The organism is Nitratireductor aquibiodomus NL21 = JCM 21793, assembly GCF_000615975.1.
Classification (GTDB): Bacteria; Pseudomonadota; Alphaproteobacteria; order Rhizobiales; family Rhizobiaceae; genus Nitratireductor; species Nitratireductor aquibiodomus.
Map to the genome: position 1 here is coordinate 1 of NZ_BAMP01000103.1, position 13,467 is coordinate 13,467.

General features: G+C 61.8%; 10 protein-coding genes and 3 pseudogenes. 5 read left to right on the plus strand and 8 right to left on the minus strand.

Annotated features, from left to right (window positions below; genetic code table 11):
- On the minus strand, positions 1-386 hold a 386-nt coding region (locus JCM21793_RS27240; RefSeq protein ID WP_502685581.1), incomplete at its 3' end, for a primosomal protein N' family DNA-binding protein.
- Between the two features lie 106 nt (positions 387-492).
- Between JCM21793_RS27240 and fsa the strand changes: the two genes are divergently transcribed.
- The gene (gene fsa / locus JCM21793_RS20010; RefSeq protein WP_007009212.1) at positions 493-1,146 is read left to right on the plus strand and encodes a fructose-6-phosphate aldolase; all 654 of its coding nucleotides are present in this window, start codon (positions 493-495) and stop codon (positions 1,144-1,146) included.
- Between the two features lie 286 nt (positions 1,147-1,432).
- On the opposite strand, the gene JCM21793_RS20015 is transcribed toward fsa, so the two are convergent.
- The 3 genes and pseudogenes from JCM21793_RS20015 to leuS form a co-directional block, all read right to left on the minus strand.
- A complete protein-coding gene (locus tag JCM21793_RS20015) occupies positions 1,433-2,437 on the minus strand; it encodes a 1-acyl-sn-glycerol-3-phosphate acyltransferase (protein ID WP_244439902.1) in 1,005 nt (334 codons plus the stop codon).
- A 114-nt stretch (positions 2,438-2,551) separates the two neighbouring features.
- The gene (gene lptE / locus JCM21793_RS20020) at positions 2,552-3,097 is read right to left on the minus strand and encodes an LPS assembly lipoprotein LptE (protein WP_036541066.1); all 546 of its coding nucleotides are present in this window, start codon (positions 3,095-3,097) and stop codon (positions 2,552-2,554) included.
- 46 nt (positions 3,098-3,143) lie between these two features.
- A pseudogene (gene leuS / locus JCM21793_RS27245) lies at positions 3,144-5,757 on the minus strand (leucine--tRNA ligase).
- Between the two features lie 111 nt (positions 5,758-5,868).
- Here leuS and JCM21793_RS20030 point away from each other — a divergent pair.
- Positions 5,869-6,531, plus strand: coding sequence for a YggS family pyridoxal phosphate-dependent enzyme (locus JCM21793_RS20030; RefSeq protein WP_007009208.1), 663 nt, complete (start codon positions 5,869-5,871; stop codon positions 6,529-6,531).
- Between the two features lie 4 nt (positions 6,532-6,535).
- Here the strand turns inward: JCM21793_RS20030 and JCM21793_RS20035 are convergent, their stop codons facing one another.
- A complete protein-coding gene (locus JCM21793_RS20035; protein ID WP_306306783.1) occupies positions 6,536-6,862 on the minus strand; it encodes a hypothetical protein in 327 nt (108 codons plus the stop codon).
- Positions 6,863-7,052: 190 nt separating this feature from the next.
- Positions 7,053-7,961, minus strand: coding sequence for a LysR family transcriptional regulator (locus JCM21793_RS20040; protein ID WP_025031506.1), 909 nt, complete (start codon positions 7,959-7,961; stop codon positions 7,053-7,055).
- A 122-nt stretch (positions 7,962-8,083) separates the two neighbouring features.
- Here JCM21793_RS20040 and JCM21793_RS20045 point away from each other — a divergent pair, with 122 nt between their 5' ends.
- Together JCM21793_RS20045 and JCM21793_RS20050 are read left to right on the plus strand one after the other, a co-directional pair.
- The gene (locus tag JCM21793_RS20045; protein WP_025031507.1) at positions 8,084-9,271 is read left to right on the plus strand and encodes an MFS transporter; all 1,188 of its coding nucleotides are present in this window, start codon (positions 8,084-8,086) and stop codon (positions 9,269-9,271) included.
- A gap of 33 nt (positions 9,272-9,304) precedes the next feature.
- Complete coding sequence (locus JCM21793_RS20050; protein ID WP_025031508.1) at positions 9,305-10,339, plus strand: aldo/keto reductase; 1,035 nt, start codon at positions 9,305-9,307, stop codon at positions 10,337-10,339.
- A gap of 71 nt (positions 10,340-10,410) precedes the next feature.
- Here JCM21793_RS20050 and JCM21793_RS20055 read toward each other — a convergent pair whose 3' ends face one another.
- Positions 10,411-10,683: an usg protein gene (locus JCM21793_RS20055; RefSeq protein WP_007010905.1), complete on the minus strand. Its 273-nt coding sequence runs from the start codon at positions 10,681-10,683 to the stop codon at positions 10,411-10,413.
- A 295-nt stretch (positions 10,684-10,978) separates the two neighbouring features.
- Between JCM21793_RS20055 and acs the strand changes: the two are divergent.
- Positions 10,979-12,933, plus strand: a pseudogene (acs, locus tag JCM21793_RS27250) (acetate--CoA ligase).
- Positions 12,934-13,249: 316 nt separating this feature from the next.
- Here the strand turns inward: acs and JCM21793_RS29540 are convergent.
- Positions 13,250-13,467 (minus strand): annotated as a pseudogene (locus tag JCM21793_RS29540) (thermonuclease family protein); the annotation flags it as partial.

Sequence of the window (13,467 nt, forward strand, 5' to 3'; positions counted from 1 at the left end):
GCCGGTCGGGCCCATGCCCTCCACAAGCCGCAGCCCTCGGTCGGTGGCTCGGGATCGAAGGCCGCCGGCGCACGCAGCAGCATGCGCGCCACCATACCGGGCGGCGAAAGCGTATAGCTTGCTACCCAGTCGACGAACCGGCGCATCTCTTCGGGGATCGGCGGACAGTCGAAAACCCCGGCAATGGCCCGAAGCTTTTTCGCCGCCACCGCCTCGCCCGACCCGTCCCACACGATGCCAGCCACCTCGCGCGGCCCCAGCGGCACGCGCACGATGGAGCCCGGCTCCACGCGCATGCCCTCGGGCACGGCATATGAGTAGGGCCGCTCGGCCGGCATCGGCACCATGACCGGAACAACGGAGCTCATTGGCGAATCTTTTGTCATCGGGCGTGACCTTGCCCTGTTCTTGCATTAGAGCAAAGACCGAACATATGGAGGATGAGTGTGCATCCTCTCAATCCCCGCCTTCGGACTGCCTAAGGAGTTTGTCATGAAGTTCTTCGTCGACACCGCCGACGTCAATGAAATCCGCGAATTGAGCGACACCGGTCTGCTCGATGGCGTCACCACGAACCCGTCGCTGATCATGAAGTCGGGCCGCGACATCATGGAAGTGACGAAGGAAATCTGTGACATCGTCGATGGCCCGGTTTCCGCCGAAGTCACCGCGACCGACTTCGAAGGCATGATGAAAGAGGCAGAGGTTCTCTCCAAGATCGCCGACAACATCTGCATCAAGGTGCCACTCACCATGGACGGCCTCAAGGCCTGCAAGGCGATCACCTCTTCGGGCCGCCTCGTCAATGTCACGCTCTGCTTCTCGGCCAATCAGGCGCTGCTCGCCGCCAAGGCCGGCGCCACCTTCATCTCGCCCTTCATCGGTCGTCTCGACGACATGGGTATCGATGGCATGGACCTGATCGCCGAGATCCGCACGATCTACGACAATTACGATTTCGGCACTGAAATCCTCGCAGCCTCTATCCGCACCGTAAACCACGTGAAGCAGGCCGCCCTGATCGGCTCCGACGTCGCAACCGTGCCGCCGTCCGTTTTGAAGGTGCTGGTCAAGCACCCGCTCACCGACAAGGGCCTCGAAGCCTTCCTCGCCGACTGGGCGAAGACCGGCCAGAAGATCGGCTGAGGCTAAACAGCCGGAAGCAACCTCGGTGCAAGATTCGCACCGACACAGACGCCCCCTTCTCCCCGCCTGCGGGGAGAAGGTAAGGATGAGGGCCAAGCGCCAGCAACAACGGCAGGCGCGCCCTTCTTCTCCGAAAACTGATTTCTACCGTCGCACGCCAATCGGCACGCTCGCCGCAAATCCCAACGCATGTCTCTCGAAAGTGGGCACCGGTTTCGGGACAAAGACATGCGTCAAATCAAGGACCTAAAGCGCACAGAGCGAATCTGAAAGATCGCGCCGCGCTTTAAAAGGTCGCGTCCGGGTCGTCGCGCAGCCGTTGCACCGTGTGCTCCTGAAGGCGCGCGGCCACATCCGCAGGCTCACCCTCACCCAGCGCTTCGGGCATGATCGGTTTGCCAATCACCATGCTGATCGCCCGGCCCTTCTTGTTCAGAAGCTCGTGGAACAGCGTCATGTCGCGCAGTTCTGTCGAATAGCGCGAGAGCAGATAGAACAGGCCCGAATTGCGCGCCGTCATGTTCATTGGAATGACCGGCACCTGATAGCGCCGCGCGAGCGCCACCACGGAAGGCTGCCAGGGGCGTTCGGTCAGCTTGTCCCTGTTCCAGTAGGCGATGCGTCCGGAGGGGAAGAGCACGATGGCCTTGCCGGCGTTGAACGCCTTGGCGGTCATTTCCAGCGTATCCCGGCTCTTGGCGTGAGACTTTTCACCCGCGCGCCATTCCACCGGAATGATCAGATCGCGGAACCGCGAATTGACACGCAGGGCATCCCGGTTGGCGAAAATCGCCATATCCGGACGAACGGCCTTCATCATGTCGTAGACGGCGATGCCGTCGGCAATGCCGGTCGGATGATTCGGCGCAAGGATAAAGCCGCCCGAAACCGGAATGTTCTCCAGCCCGCTCGCCGAAATTTCCAGTGAAAGAAGCCGGCTGATATAGGCGAAGGCATCCCGACCGGATAATTCTGCAACCTCGTCGGCCATGGTCACGGCCTGCCGGTAGTGCAGAAAGCGGTAGAGAAAGGGTTGGGCCAGCGGCCACAGCATATTCTGCGAAAGATGCGTGGTGCGCTCGGCAATCAGTTGATCGACCACATGCGGCGTTTCGGGCGTATAGACGTCGCGGCCCAGTACGCGGCTACCAAGAACCGCAGCAACCGAGGTCAGCGTCGTGTGCAGAGCCATGGACGAAGTGCCCCCTGCAGCATTTCGGTTCTCGTCATCACCGTCACTCCGCTCCTTCGACTTGTCGGAAGATGAGCTTCCACGGAAATAGCGCAACATTCAGAGATCACGCCTCACAGGCTGTTTCACCGAATACTGTGACGACGCAATGACACGAATGCAAGATTACAACGTCCATGTGCAGCGAAACGACGGCCGCTGAGGGCAGCAGTGTTATGATCCGTTCTCCGCGCGCGCCAGGTCCTGCCCCAGCGCCAGACGCAATTGCTCCGCCAGTTCGCGGGCAGCGCGGTTTTCCGCATCGCGTTCTGCGCGCAGCGCGGCGAACTCCTGTCGAGGCACATCGTAGGCCGAGGAAATCTGGCGGCGCCCGGTCGCAACCACACTGCCGGTGCCGCTGTCGGTAACCTTGTAATCCGCCGTCATGGTCATGAGACTGGAGGTGGGCTCATTGTCGGTACGAACCTGCACGCGCGCCGCCGCGGTGCTCGACCGCGTCACGGAAAGATCAACCGTATACCGTGCGCCTGCGGGCTGGCCGGCTCCGCCATTGAGCAGGAAAATCAGGTGGTTGCGAACCTCCTGCCCATAGCGTGTGTCGACCGGCGCAATGGCGATTGACGACAGGGCGGGCACAGAGGCATAGCCGCTTGTCGTTACATCCGGCGTGGCCATCAGGGGGCGCACCGTGCAGCCGGACACCACCGCCAATGAGAGTGCCAGACCAGCCAGAAGCGAAACGCGAAACGTCGGGTTCAAGCTTTCCCCCTGTTTTCCAAACAGCATCAATCCGGGTCCCGCGGCATCAGGCAACGATGTTGACGATGCGCTGCGGAACGACGATCACCTTGCGCGGCTCAGAACCGTTCAGCGCCTTCTGGACGAAATCGAGCTGGAGCACCGCATCTTTGACGGCAGATTGATCTGCGTCGCGCGCAATTGTCAAATCACCACGCTTCTTGCCGTTGATCTGAACGGGCAGGACGATTTCATTGTCCACGACCAGCGCCGGATCGAACGCCGGCCAGGCGCTCGCAGCGACCAGCCCCTCACCGCCGATCGCAGCCCAGCACTCTTCGGCCAGATGCGGCATGAAGGGCGCGACCAGATGGATCAGGATGTCGACGGCCTCGCGCGTCGCGCCCTTCACCGCTTCGTCCGCTCCGGCCAGCGCCGAAAGCGGCTCCTGCAGATCGTTGACGAGCTGATGAACGCGCGCAATGGCACGGTTGAAGGCCAGCTTCTCGATGTCTTCGCCCACGGCCTTCAAGGCCTTGTGCGCCGCCTTCGAAGTCGCAACGGCAGAGCCTCATGCGCCGCCTTCGGCGCCACACCACGCACATGATCCGCAACTTCGGAGACCAGACGCCAAACACGCTGTACGAACCGGTGCGCCCCGGTCGCGCCATCGTCCGTCCATTCCACGTCGCGCTCGGGCGGGGAATCGGACAGCATGAACCAGCGCGCCGTATCCGCGCCGAAGGACTCGATGATGTCCTCGGGGCTCACCGTGTTCTTCTTCGACTTCGACATCTTCTCCAGCGAGCCGATGGATGCGGGCTCACCCGTGGCGATCTCCACCGCCTTGCGATCATCTCCCGAACCGGAGAGTTCGATCTCGTTCGGAGCCAGCCACCGGCCATCTTCGGCGCGATAGGTCTCGTGCACCACCATGCCCTGTGTGAACAGGCCCTTGAAAGGCTCGGCCACGTCCAGATGGCCCGTCGCGCTCATGGCGCGGGCGAAGAAGCGCGAATAGAGCAGGTGCAGGATCGCATGCTCGATGCCGCCGATATACTGGTCAACCGGAAGCCATTCATTGGCGGCCTTCGGATCGGTCGGGTCATTCTCCCACGGCGCAGTGAAGCGCGCGAAATACCACGACGAATCCACAAACGTGTCCATCGTGTCCGTCTCGCGCCGCGCATCGCCGCCGCATTTCGGACATTTGACATGCTTCCAGGTCGGATGCCTGTCCAGCGGATTGCCCGGCTTTTCGAAGTCGATATCGTCGGGCAGCTTGACCGGCATGTCGGATTTCGGCACCGGCACGACACCGCAATCGTCGCAATGGATCATCGGGATCGGACAGCCCCAGTAGCGCTGCCGCGATACACCCCAGTCGCGCAGGCGGAAATTCACCTTGCGCTCGCCCACCGGTCGGCCATTGATCGTCTCCGAGGACAGGCGGTTGGCCACCTCCTCGAACGCCGCCTTCGGCTTCAAGCCATCGAGGAAGCGCGAATTGATCATCACGCCATCGTCGGTGAAGGCTTCCTCGGTGATCTGGAAGGTCGCGGCATCCGCGCCTTCCGGCATCACCACCGGCGTCACCGGCAGGCCGTATTTGTTGGCGAAGTCGAGGTCGCGCTGGTCGCCCGACGGACAGCGAAAATCGCGCCCGTGCCGTAATCCATCAGCACGAAATTGGCGACATAGACCGGCAGCGTCCATTCCGGATCGAAGGGATGGCGCACGCGCACGCCCGTGTCGAAGCCCTTCTTCTCAGCCGTCTCAAGTGCTGCAGCCGAGGTGCCCATGCGGCGGCATTCTTCGCAGAATGCGGCAAGCTCAGCATTCTCGGCAGCCAGTGTCTTCGCTAGCGGGTGGTCGGCGGCAATCGCCATGAAGGAAGCGCCAAACAGCGTGTCGGGCCGGGTCGTGTAGACCTCCAGCTCATTCACGCCCTCGGGCACCGTCTCCTCGGCAAACGCCCAGCGGATCAGCATGCCTTCCGAACGGCCGATCCAGTTGCGCTGCATCAGGCGCACCTTTTCCGGCCACTGGTCCAGATCGTCGATGGCGTCGACCAGATCCTGCGCATAATCGGTGATCTTGAAGAACCACTGCGCCAGCTCGCGCTGTTCCACTTCCGCGCCGGAGCGCCAGCCGCGACCGTCGATCACCTGCTCGTTGGCGAGCACGGTCTGGTCCACCGGGTCCCAGTTGACTTTGGAGGTCTTGCGCGTCACCAGTCCCTTCTCGAAGAAGTCGACGAACAGCATCTGCTGGCGATGGTAATAATCCACGTCACAGGTGGCGAATTCGCGGCTCCAATCGAGCGACAGGCCAAAGGTCTTGAGCTGGTCGCGCATCACCGCGATGTTCTGATAGGTCCACTCCTTGGGATGCACCTTGTTCTGCATCGCCGCGTTTTCCGCCGGCATGCCGAACGCGTCCCAGCCCATCGGGTGCAGAACATTGTAGCCCCTGGCGCGCTTATAACGCGCGACCACGTCGCCCATCGTGTAATTGCGCGTGTGGCCGATGTGAATGCGCCCGGACGGATAGGGAAACATCTCGAGCACATAATATTTCGGCCGCCCGTCATCATTGCTGGCCTCGAACAGCTTTGCCTCGTCCCAGGCTTTCTGCCAGCGGGGTTCTGCGACACGGGGATTGTAACGTTCGGTTGCCATGGCAGGATTTTCACAAGATAAGAAGCGGAAATGATGTCGGCGGACCTTCACCATGGTTTCGCCGAAGCGTCAACTCCAAGAGGCCTTTTTGGAAGAGGGATCAGCGAACCGATGAGCCACGCCGTCGAGAATTTGCAGGATGTCAAAGCGAAGATAGCAGCGGCGGAGAAAGCTGCCGGACGCTCAGGCGAGCCGGTCACACTGGTCGCCGTTTCCAAGACGTTCGATGCAGATCAGATCCGCCCGGTCATCGAGGCGGGCCAGCGTGTTTTCGGCGAAAACCGCGTCCAGGAAGCCCAGGGCAAATGGCCCGCGCTGAAGGAGGCCCATCCCGACATCGAGCTGCGCCTGATCGGCCCGCTGCAGTCCAACAAGGCCGCCGATGCAGTTGCCCTGTTCGATGTTATCGAGAGCATCGATCGCGAAAAGATCGCCCGCGCGCTCTCGACCGAGATGCAGAAACAGGGCCGCCAACCGCGTCTTTATGTCCAGGTCAACACTGGCCTCGAAGAACAGAAAGCCGGCATCGACCCGCGTCAGGCCGTCACCTTCGTCAAACATTGCCGCGAGGAATACGGCCTCGCCATCGAGGGTCTCATGTGCATCCCGCCGCTCGACGAAAACCCCGGCCCGCATTTCGCGCTGTTGAAGAAGCTCGCCGCCGAGGCCGGCGTCGAGAAATGCTCCATGGGCATGTCGGGCGACTTCGAGAAAGCCATCGCTTTCGGAGCCACCAGCGTGCGCGTCGGATCAGCAATCTTCGGCGCGCGTTGAGGGATCAGGCACCCGCCGCTGAGCGCCCCGTGGCACGCACGACAACAATGAGAAACAGCAGCGCTCCGAGCAGGGTGAGCACCGCGCCGGCTTTCGCCAACCCTTCGCCCATTCCCAGGATCGCAAACACGATGCCCGGTGCCATGACGATCACTCCGAGCTGGGCAAGAAGCACCTGCAACCTCGCCAGCCGCCCCTCCGCTGCCTGAGGCATCACGGTATAAAAGGTGCCGTACAGCGCGATGGTCACCCATCCAAGAAGATTCAGATGTCCATGCGCAGGCGCCAGTGTGTGATCGCCCGAAGCCGCCATATAAATTCCAAAGCTCATCCCAAGCACCGCGTAAAGCGGGGCTGTGATCCAGCAAACTCTCGCAAGCCCGTTCATAGCTGCCCCTTCCGCCACTCGGCGCGCGGCAACCGGACTCACAGCGATTCCGGTTCGCGCGGCCTGATTTTCTGAGGAAGAATCTACATCGGCGGCGAAGGGGTAGGAATATAGGCACAATGGCTGGCCCGGATTAGCGGATATCGACCTTCTCGGCCAGAAAATCGAGGAATGCCCGGACGCGGGTCGGGAGGAATTTTCCCTGTCCGACATAGACTGCATAGACGCCCTCGCGATCGCCCGGATTAAAATCCTCCAAGAGCGGCACCAGCCGCCCCGCGTCAATGTCCGGCTGAATGTGCCAGCGGGCATGGCGGGCGATGCCCGCGCCCGCCAGCGCCATCAACCGCATGGCCTCACCGTCACTGACAAGCGTGCCGGCAGTGGGCGGGATGCTGCTCTTCATCCCCTCCGGTCCGGTGAAGGGCCACCCTTCATGAATGCGCGAAAAGCAGAAGCCGAGCAGCGCATGGCCGGCAAGGTCGGCCGGGCTCTCCGGCCGTCCATGTACTTCCAGATAAGAAGGCGCGGCCACGACGGCCATGCCGCTATCACCAAGCTTGCGCGCAATCAGGCTCGATTCGGCGAGCGCTCCGGCACGGATGGCAACATCCGCCCGCTCCTCGATCAGATCGATCACCCGATCCGTCAACACCAGATCCACAACCACATCCGGATAGCGGGCCATGAATTCTGGAAGCAGCGGGATCAGCCGGTTCTGGCCGAAAGGCACGTTCGAGTTGACCCTGAGGCGCCCGCGCGGCGCGGATCCCGCCGCAGCTTCCTGTTCAGCCGCCTGGATATCCGCCAGAATGCGCACACCGCTTTGATAGAAAGCGCTTCCCTCCGGGGTTATCTGAAGCCGGCGCGTGGAGCGACGCAGCAGCCGCGTTCCAAGCCGGGCCTCGAGCCGCGCCACCAGCTTGCTGACGGCGGACGGCGTCATCTTCAGATCGCGCGCCGCGGCTGAAAAACTCTGCAATTCCACCACCCGCACGAACACTTCGATCTCACCGGAACGGTTTATGTCGATACGCGCCATTTATGAATTGAATTCCATGATGATTTTATTTTTCGAAGTCTAATTCATCAATTGGCAGACGTCCATCTAAACGCAAGTGATCAATCCAAATTCGCCCTTTCGCAACGACAAGAGCCTTTGACATGCCCCTTGCACTCTACGCGCTGACCGCCGGCGCTTTCGGCATCGGCGTTACCGAATTCGTCATCATGGGCCTGCTTCTGGAGGTGAGCGCCGATCTTGATGTCACCATCTCCGCAGCCGGTCTCCTCATTTCCGGTTATGCGCTCGGCGTGGTGGCCGGCGCGCCCATTCTGGGCGCTCTGACTGGACGCTGGTCCCGCAAGACCCTGCTGATCGCCCTGATGGTCATCTTCACGCTCGGCAACCTCGCCTGCGCGCTTGCGCCCAACTACTGGGCCCTCATGGCCGCGCGCGTGCTGACGGCCTTTGCACACGCATCGTTCTTCGGTGTTGGCTCCGTGGTGGCCACCGGCCTTGTCTCCCCCGACAGGCGGGCCTCGGCCATCGCCATCATGTTTACCGGCCTCACCGTGGCAAACATTCTCGGTGTGCCGTTCGGCACCTGGCTCGGTCAGGCATTCGGTTGGCGCTCCACATTCTGGGCCGTCACAGTGGTGGGCCTTGCAGCCCTGGCCATCATCGCCATCTTTGTTCCGCGCGACGATGCTTCCGCTGGTGAGGACGACAGCGGAAACACGCTCGCCGTGCTGGCCCGCCCGCAGGTGCTCCTCGGCCTTCTGACAACGGTGCTGAGCTGGGTCGGCGTGTTTGCTGCCTTCACCTATATCGCGCCTATCCTCACACGCATCACCGGCTTTTCAGAAAGCGCAGTCTCACCCATCCTGCTCGTCTTCGGCGGCGGCCTCATCGCCGGAAACCTCATCGGCGGGAAATTCGCCGATCGATGGCTCAGACCGGCCGTTCTCGGATCACTCGCCCTGCTCTCGACCGTCCTCTTTGCCATAAGCTTCGCCGTCCACGAAAAGGCAACCGCCGTGATCGCCATCGGGGTGTTTGGTGCTGCCGCCTTCGCCACCGTGCCGCCCCTGCAGATGTGGGTGCTCGACAAGGCCGAGGGCGCCGGCCAGGGCCTCGCCTCCTCCTTCAACATCGCCGCCTTCAATCTCGGCAATGCGATCGGTGCCTGGCTCGGCGGCGCGGTGATCGACCACGGCCCCGGCCTTGGCGCCGTCATCTGGATCGCCGGTCTCGTGCCCATGGCGGCTTTCGCGGTCGCGTTCGCTGCGCACCGCATGGAGCATCGGCGCACAACCCGGGAAGCCGTCTGCGACCCCGCCACATCCTGACCCGTCATCCTCTACCCAACCAGGGAGCAAATCATGGAATACAGAAATCTCGGAGCATCGGGCCTGAAGGTCCCGGTCTTGAGCTTCGGCACGGGGACCTTCGGCGGCACCGGTCCATTGTTCGGGGCCTGGGGCAACACAGATGCCAATGAGGCCCGCCGTCTCATCGACATCTGCCTCGACGCCGGGCTCAACCTCTTCGACACTGCAGACGTCTATTCAGACGGCGCTTCCGAAACGGTCCTTGGCGAGGCCATCAAGGGCCGTCGAGACGCTGTTGTGATCTCCACCAAAACGGCCCTGCCCACAGGCGACGGTCCTGCCGATGCCGGCACCTCGCGCGCCCGTCTCGTTCGCAGTGTCGACGCGGCCCTGAAACGCCTCGGAACCGACTACATCGACCTCCTGCAACTGCATGCCTTCGATGCCGCAACGCCGGTCGAGGAGATTCTGTCGACCCTTGATGATCTCGTGCGCGCCGGCAAACTGCGCTATCTCGGCGTATCCAATTTTTCCGGCTGGCAGGTGATGAAGTCGCTGGCGGCCGCTGAGCGTCATGGCTGGCAGCGCTATGTCGCGCACCAGGTCTACTATTCGCTGGTCGGCCGCGATTACGAATGGGAACTGATGCCGCTCGGCCTCGATCAGGGTGTCGGCGCGCTGGTCTGGAGTCCACTCGGCTGGGGCCGGCTTACCGGCAAGATCCGTCGTGGCGTTCCCCTCCCCGAGGGCAGCCGCCTGCACGATACGGCCAGCTTCGGCCCGCCCGTTGACCAGGGACAGCTTTATCGCGTGGTGGATGCGCTAGAGGACGTGGCCGAGGAAACCGGGAGAACGGTTCCACAGATAGCAATCAACTGGCTTACACGTCGGCCGAGCGTCTCCTCCGTCATTATCGGTGCCCGCAACGAGGAACAGCTACGTCAAAATCTCGGCGCTATCGGCTGGTCGCTGTCGGATGAACAGATCGCGAAGCTCGATGCGGCAAGCCTCACCGATGCCGCCTATCCCTACTTCCCCTACCGGCGGCAGGAGGCGTTCGCCCGCCTCAGCCCGCCCGCCGTCTGACCCTGCGATGCAGCCGGGCATGGAGTGAGGAGGAGGCTCCACGCCCGGCAGCGGCCTGACCCCAACAGGCATCAGTGCAGGACAAGCTCGCCGGCCACGCTACGCCACTCGCTCGGCGAGATCAGTTTCCTGTGCGTGTAGGTGACCGAATGAAGCGGCCCGTCAAGCGTCTCGTTCCAGAAGTCGATAAACCGGTAGAGTGCCGGAAAATCCGGTGCTGTGTCGTAATGCTGCCATAGAAAACTCTGCAGGATCGTCGGATGATCCGGCATGTGATAAAGAAACTCTGCCGTCGTCAGTCCATAGCCCCGGAGCATCAGCTCCATTTCGCCCTTCTGCTGCATGTGCTTCCTTTCCGAATCAGGTTCCGGATTGAGAAATTGTGCGGCGAAAGCGATTCTTCGTCCAGCCTGATGCTGTCACATATGCGTAAATTTATCGTGTAAATACAGATTGTTAGCAGCCGGAATCCATCGGTGCTAACGCTCTGGCCCATGCGTTTTGTGCGGTTCTACCGCTGCCACCAAATGTCTAATGTTGTAGCGGCAGGCAGAATGGTAATAATGCGCGCGAGCCAGCGGACCCTGCGTCTCGATGCGCAGCTCCAGTCCCAGCAAGTGCCTACCCGGAGGAGGAAAAATGTCCGAAGTCCACGTTCACCGCGTCAAATCCGCGTGGAAGAAAAACGCGCTCATCGACGATGAGACGTATCTCAAATGGTACAAGGACAGCGTCAAGGATCCGGAAAAATTCTGGAAGAAGCACGGCAAGCGCATCGACTGGTTCAAGCCTTACACCAAGGTGAAGAACACCTCCTTCAAGGGCAAGGTTTCGATCAAATGGTTCGAGGACGGCGTGACGAACGTCGCCTACAACTGCATCGACCGCCATTTGAAAAAGCGCGGCAACCAGACCGCCATCATCTGGGAAGGTGACAATCCCTACGACGACAAGAAGATCACCTATAACGAGCTCTACGAGAAAGTCTGCCGGCTCGCCAACGTGCTGAAGTCGCGCGGCGTCAAGAAGGGCGACCGCGTCACCATCTACATGCCGATGATCCCGGAAGCCACCTATGCGATGCTCGCCTGCGCGCGCATCGGCGCGGTCCACTCGGTCGTGTTCGGCGGGTTCTCGCCCGATTCGCTTGCCGGCCGCATCGAGGACTGCCAGTCGGATTTCGTCATAACCGCCGATGAGGGTCTGCGCGGCGGCAAGAAGATTCCGCTCAAGGAAAACACCGACAAGGCCATCGCACTGGCCGAAAAGGCTGGCGCAAAAGTGCGCCACGTTCTGGTTGTCCAGCGCACTGCCGGCAAGATCAACTGGTTCGAGGACCGCGATCTCTGGTACCACGAGGAAACCGCGAAGGCGAAGCCAGAGTGCAAGCCGGAGAAGATGAAGGCGGAAGACCCGCTGTTCATCCTCTATACGTCGGGCTCGACCGGCAAGCCGAAGGGTGTTCTGCACACCACGGGCGGCTATCTCGTCTATGCCTCGATGACACATGAATATGTCTTCGACTATCACGATGGCGACGTCTACTGGTGCACCGCCGATGTGGGCTGGGTCACCGGCCACAGCTACATCGTCTATGGGCCGCTGGCCAACGGCGCCATCACCCTGATGTTCGAGGGCGTGCCCAACTACCCGGACGCCTCCCGCTTCTGGCAGGTTGTCGACAAGCACAATGTCAACATCTTCTACACCGCCCCCACCGCGATTCGCGCCCTGATGGCGCCGGCGACGAATTCGTCACCCGCGCCTCGCGCAAATCGCTGCGCATCCTGGGTTCGGTCGGCGAGCCGATCAATCCGGAGGCCTGGGAGTGGTATTACAACGTCGTCGGCGACAAGAAATCACCGATCGTCGACACATGGTGGCAGACGGAGACCGGCGGCATCCTCATCACGCCGCTTCCGGGTGCAACGGACCTGAAGGCGGGTTCTGCCACGCGTCCGTTCTTCGGCGTCCAGCCGCAGCTCGTTGACGGCGAGGGACAGGTTCTCGACGGCGCGACCAGCGGCAATCTGTGCATCACCGATTCCTGGCCGGGCCAGATGCGCTCCGTCTATGGCGACCATGAGCGCTTCATCCAGACCTACTTCTCCACCTACAAGGGCAAGTATTTCACCGGTGATGGCTGTCGCCGCGACGAGGATGGCTATTACTGGATCACCGGTCGCGTCGATGACGTCATCAACGTGTCAGGCCACCGCATGGGCACGGCGGAGGTCGAATCCGCGCTTGTCAGCCATGACAAGGTGTCGGAAGCCGCCGTTGTCGGCTACCCGCACGATGTGAAGGGCCAGGGCATCTACTGCTATGTGACCCTCATGGCCGGCGAAGAAGGTTCCGAAGAGCTCAAGAAGGAACTCGTCGCCCATGTCCGCAGTGAGATCGGGCCGATCGCTTCACCGGACAAGATCCAGTTCGCGCCCGGCCTGCCGAAGACACGCTCGGGCAAGATCATGCGTCGCATCCTCCGCAAGATCGCCGAGGACGATTATGGCGCACTTGGCGACACGTCGACGCTCGCCGATCCCGCCGTGGTCGACGACCTGGTCGAGAATCGCCAGAACAGGAAGGGCTGAGGATCCGGGCGCGCGCAGGCCTGCGCGGCGTTTTTCGTTTACCTCTTGTAGGAAGGCGGTATCGCCTCCACATTGGTGGTGTCGTCAACGAACCGAAAGGAGGTGATCCAATGTCGAGTGATTTCCGTTCAAGCGTGGTCTCGATGGATTGCCTTCGCGGGGAGCAGTCTTCCCGCTGAAGCGCATGAAGCGCGGATGGACTGCCACCGCAGACCAGCCATGACCGCGTGAGAATTCGAAAACACGGGGCCGTTCCTTCGGGAACGGCCTTTTGTTTTGAGATAGGGTTCCGCTTTTGAAAAGAGGCGCTGACCCCTCAGCACACAAACGAAGCCCGCCGTCCGCCGCCATAGGCGGCAACGAGCCGGGCGTCGAGCAGACGCGAAGCTACATCGCCGCCCGGTTCCGTCGTCACGTCGGCAAGCACCCGTCCGTAATACTTCCCGCCGCTGATATTGCCGATCCTCACAGTGCCCTGCGCAAGCAGGCGCCCAAGTGCGGCGCGTGCCGCGCGCGCCGCAGCCTTCTCGGCCG

What these genes read in the sequence shown, in the direction of transcription:
- JCM21793_RS20015 (WP_244439902.1), bottom strand. Translation starts at nt 2,437, where the DNA reads ATGTTGCGCTATTTCCGTGGAAGCTCATCTTCCGACAAGTCGAAGGAG.
- JCM21793_RS20035 (WP_306306783.1), bottom strand. Translation starts at nt 6,862, where the DNA reads ATGAGCTTTGGAATTTATATGGCGGCTTCGGGCGATCACACACTGGCG.
- fsa (WP_007009212.1), top strand. Translation starts at nt 493, where the DNA reads ATGAAGTTCTTCGTCGACACCGCCGACGTCAATGAAATCCGCGAATTG.
- JCM21793_RS20050 (WP_025031508.1), top strand. Translation starts at nt 9,305, where the DNA reads ATGGAATACAGAAATCTCGGAGCATCGGGCCTGAAGGTCCCGGTCTTG.
- JCM21793_RS20040 (WP_025031506.1), bottom strand. Translation starts at nt 7,961, where the DNA reads ATGGCGCGTATCGACATAAACCGTTCCGGTGAGATCGAAGTGTTCGTG.
- JCM21793_RS20055 (WP_007010905.1), bottom strand. Translation starts at nt 10,683, where the DNA reads ATGCAGCAGAAGGGCGAAATGGAGCTGATGCTCCGGGGCTATGGACTG.
- JCM21793_RS20030 (WP_007009208.1), top strand. Translation starts at nt 5,869, where the DNA reads ATGAGCCACGCCGTCGAGAATTTGCAGGATGTCAAAGCGAAGATAGCA.
- JCM21793_RS20045 (WP_025031507.1), top strand. Translation starts at nt 8,084, where the DNA reads ATGCCCCTTGCACTCTACGCGCTGACCGCCGGCGCTTTCGGCATCGGC.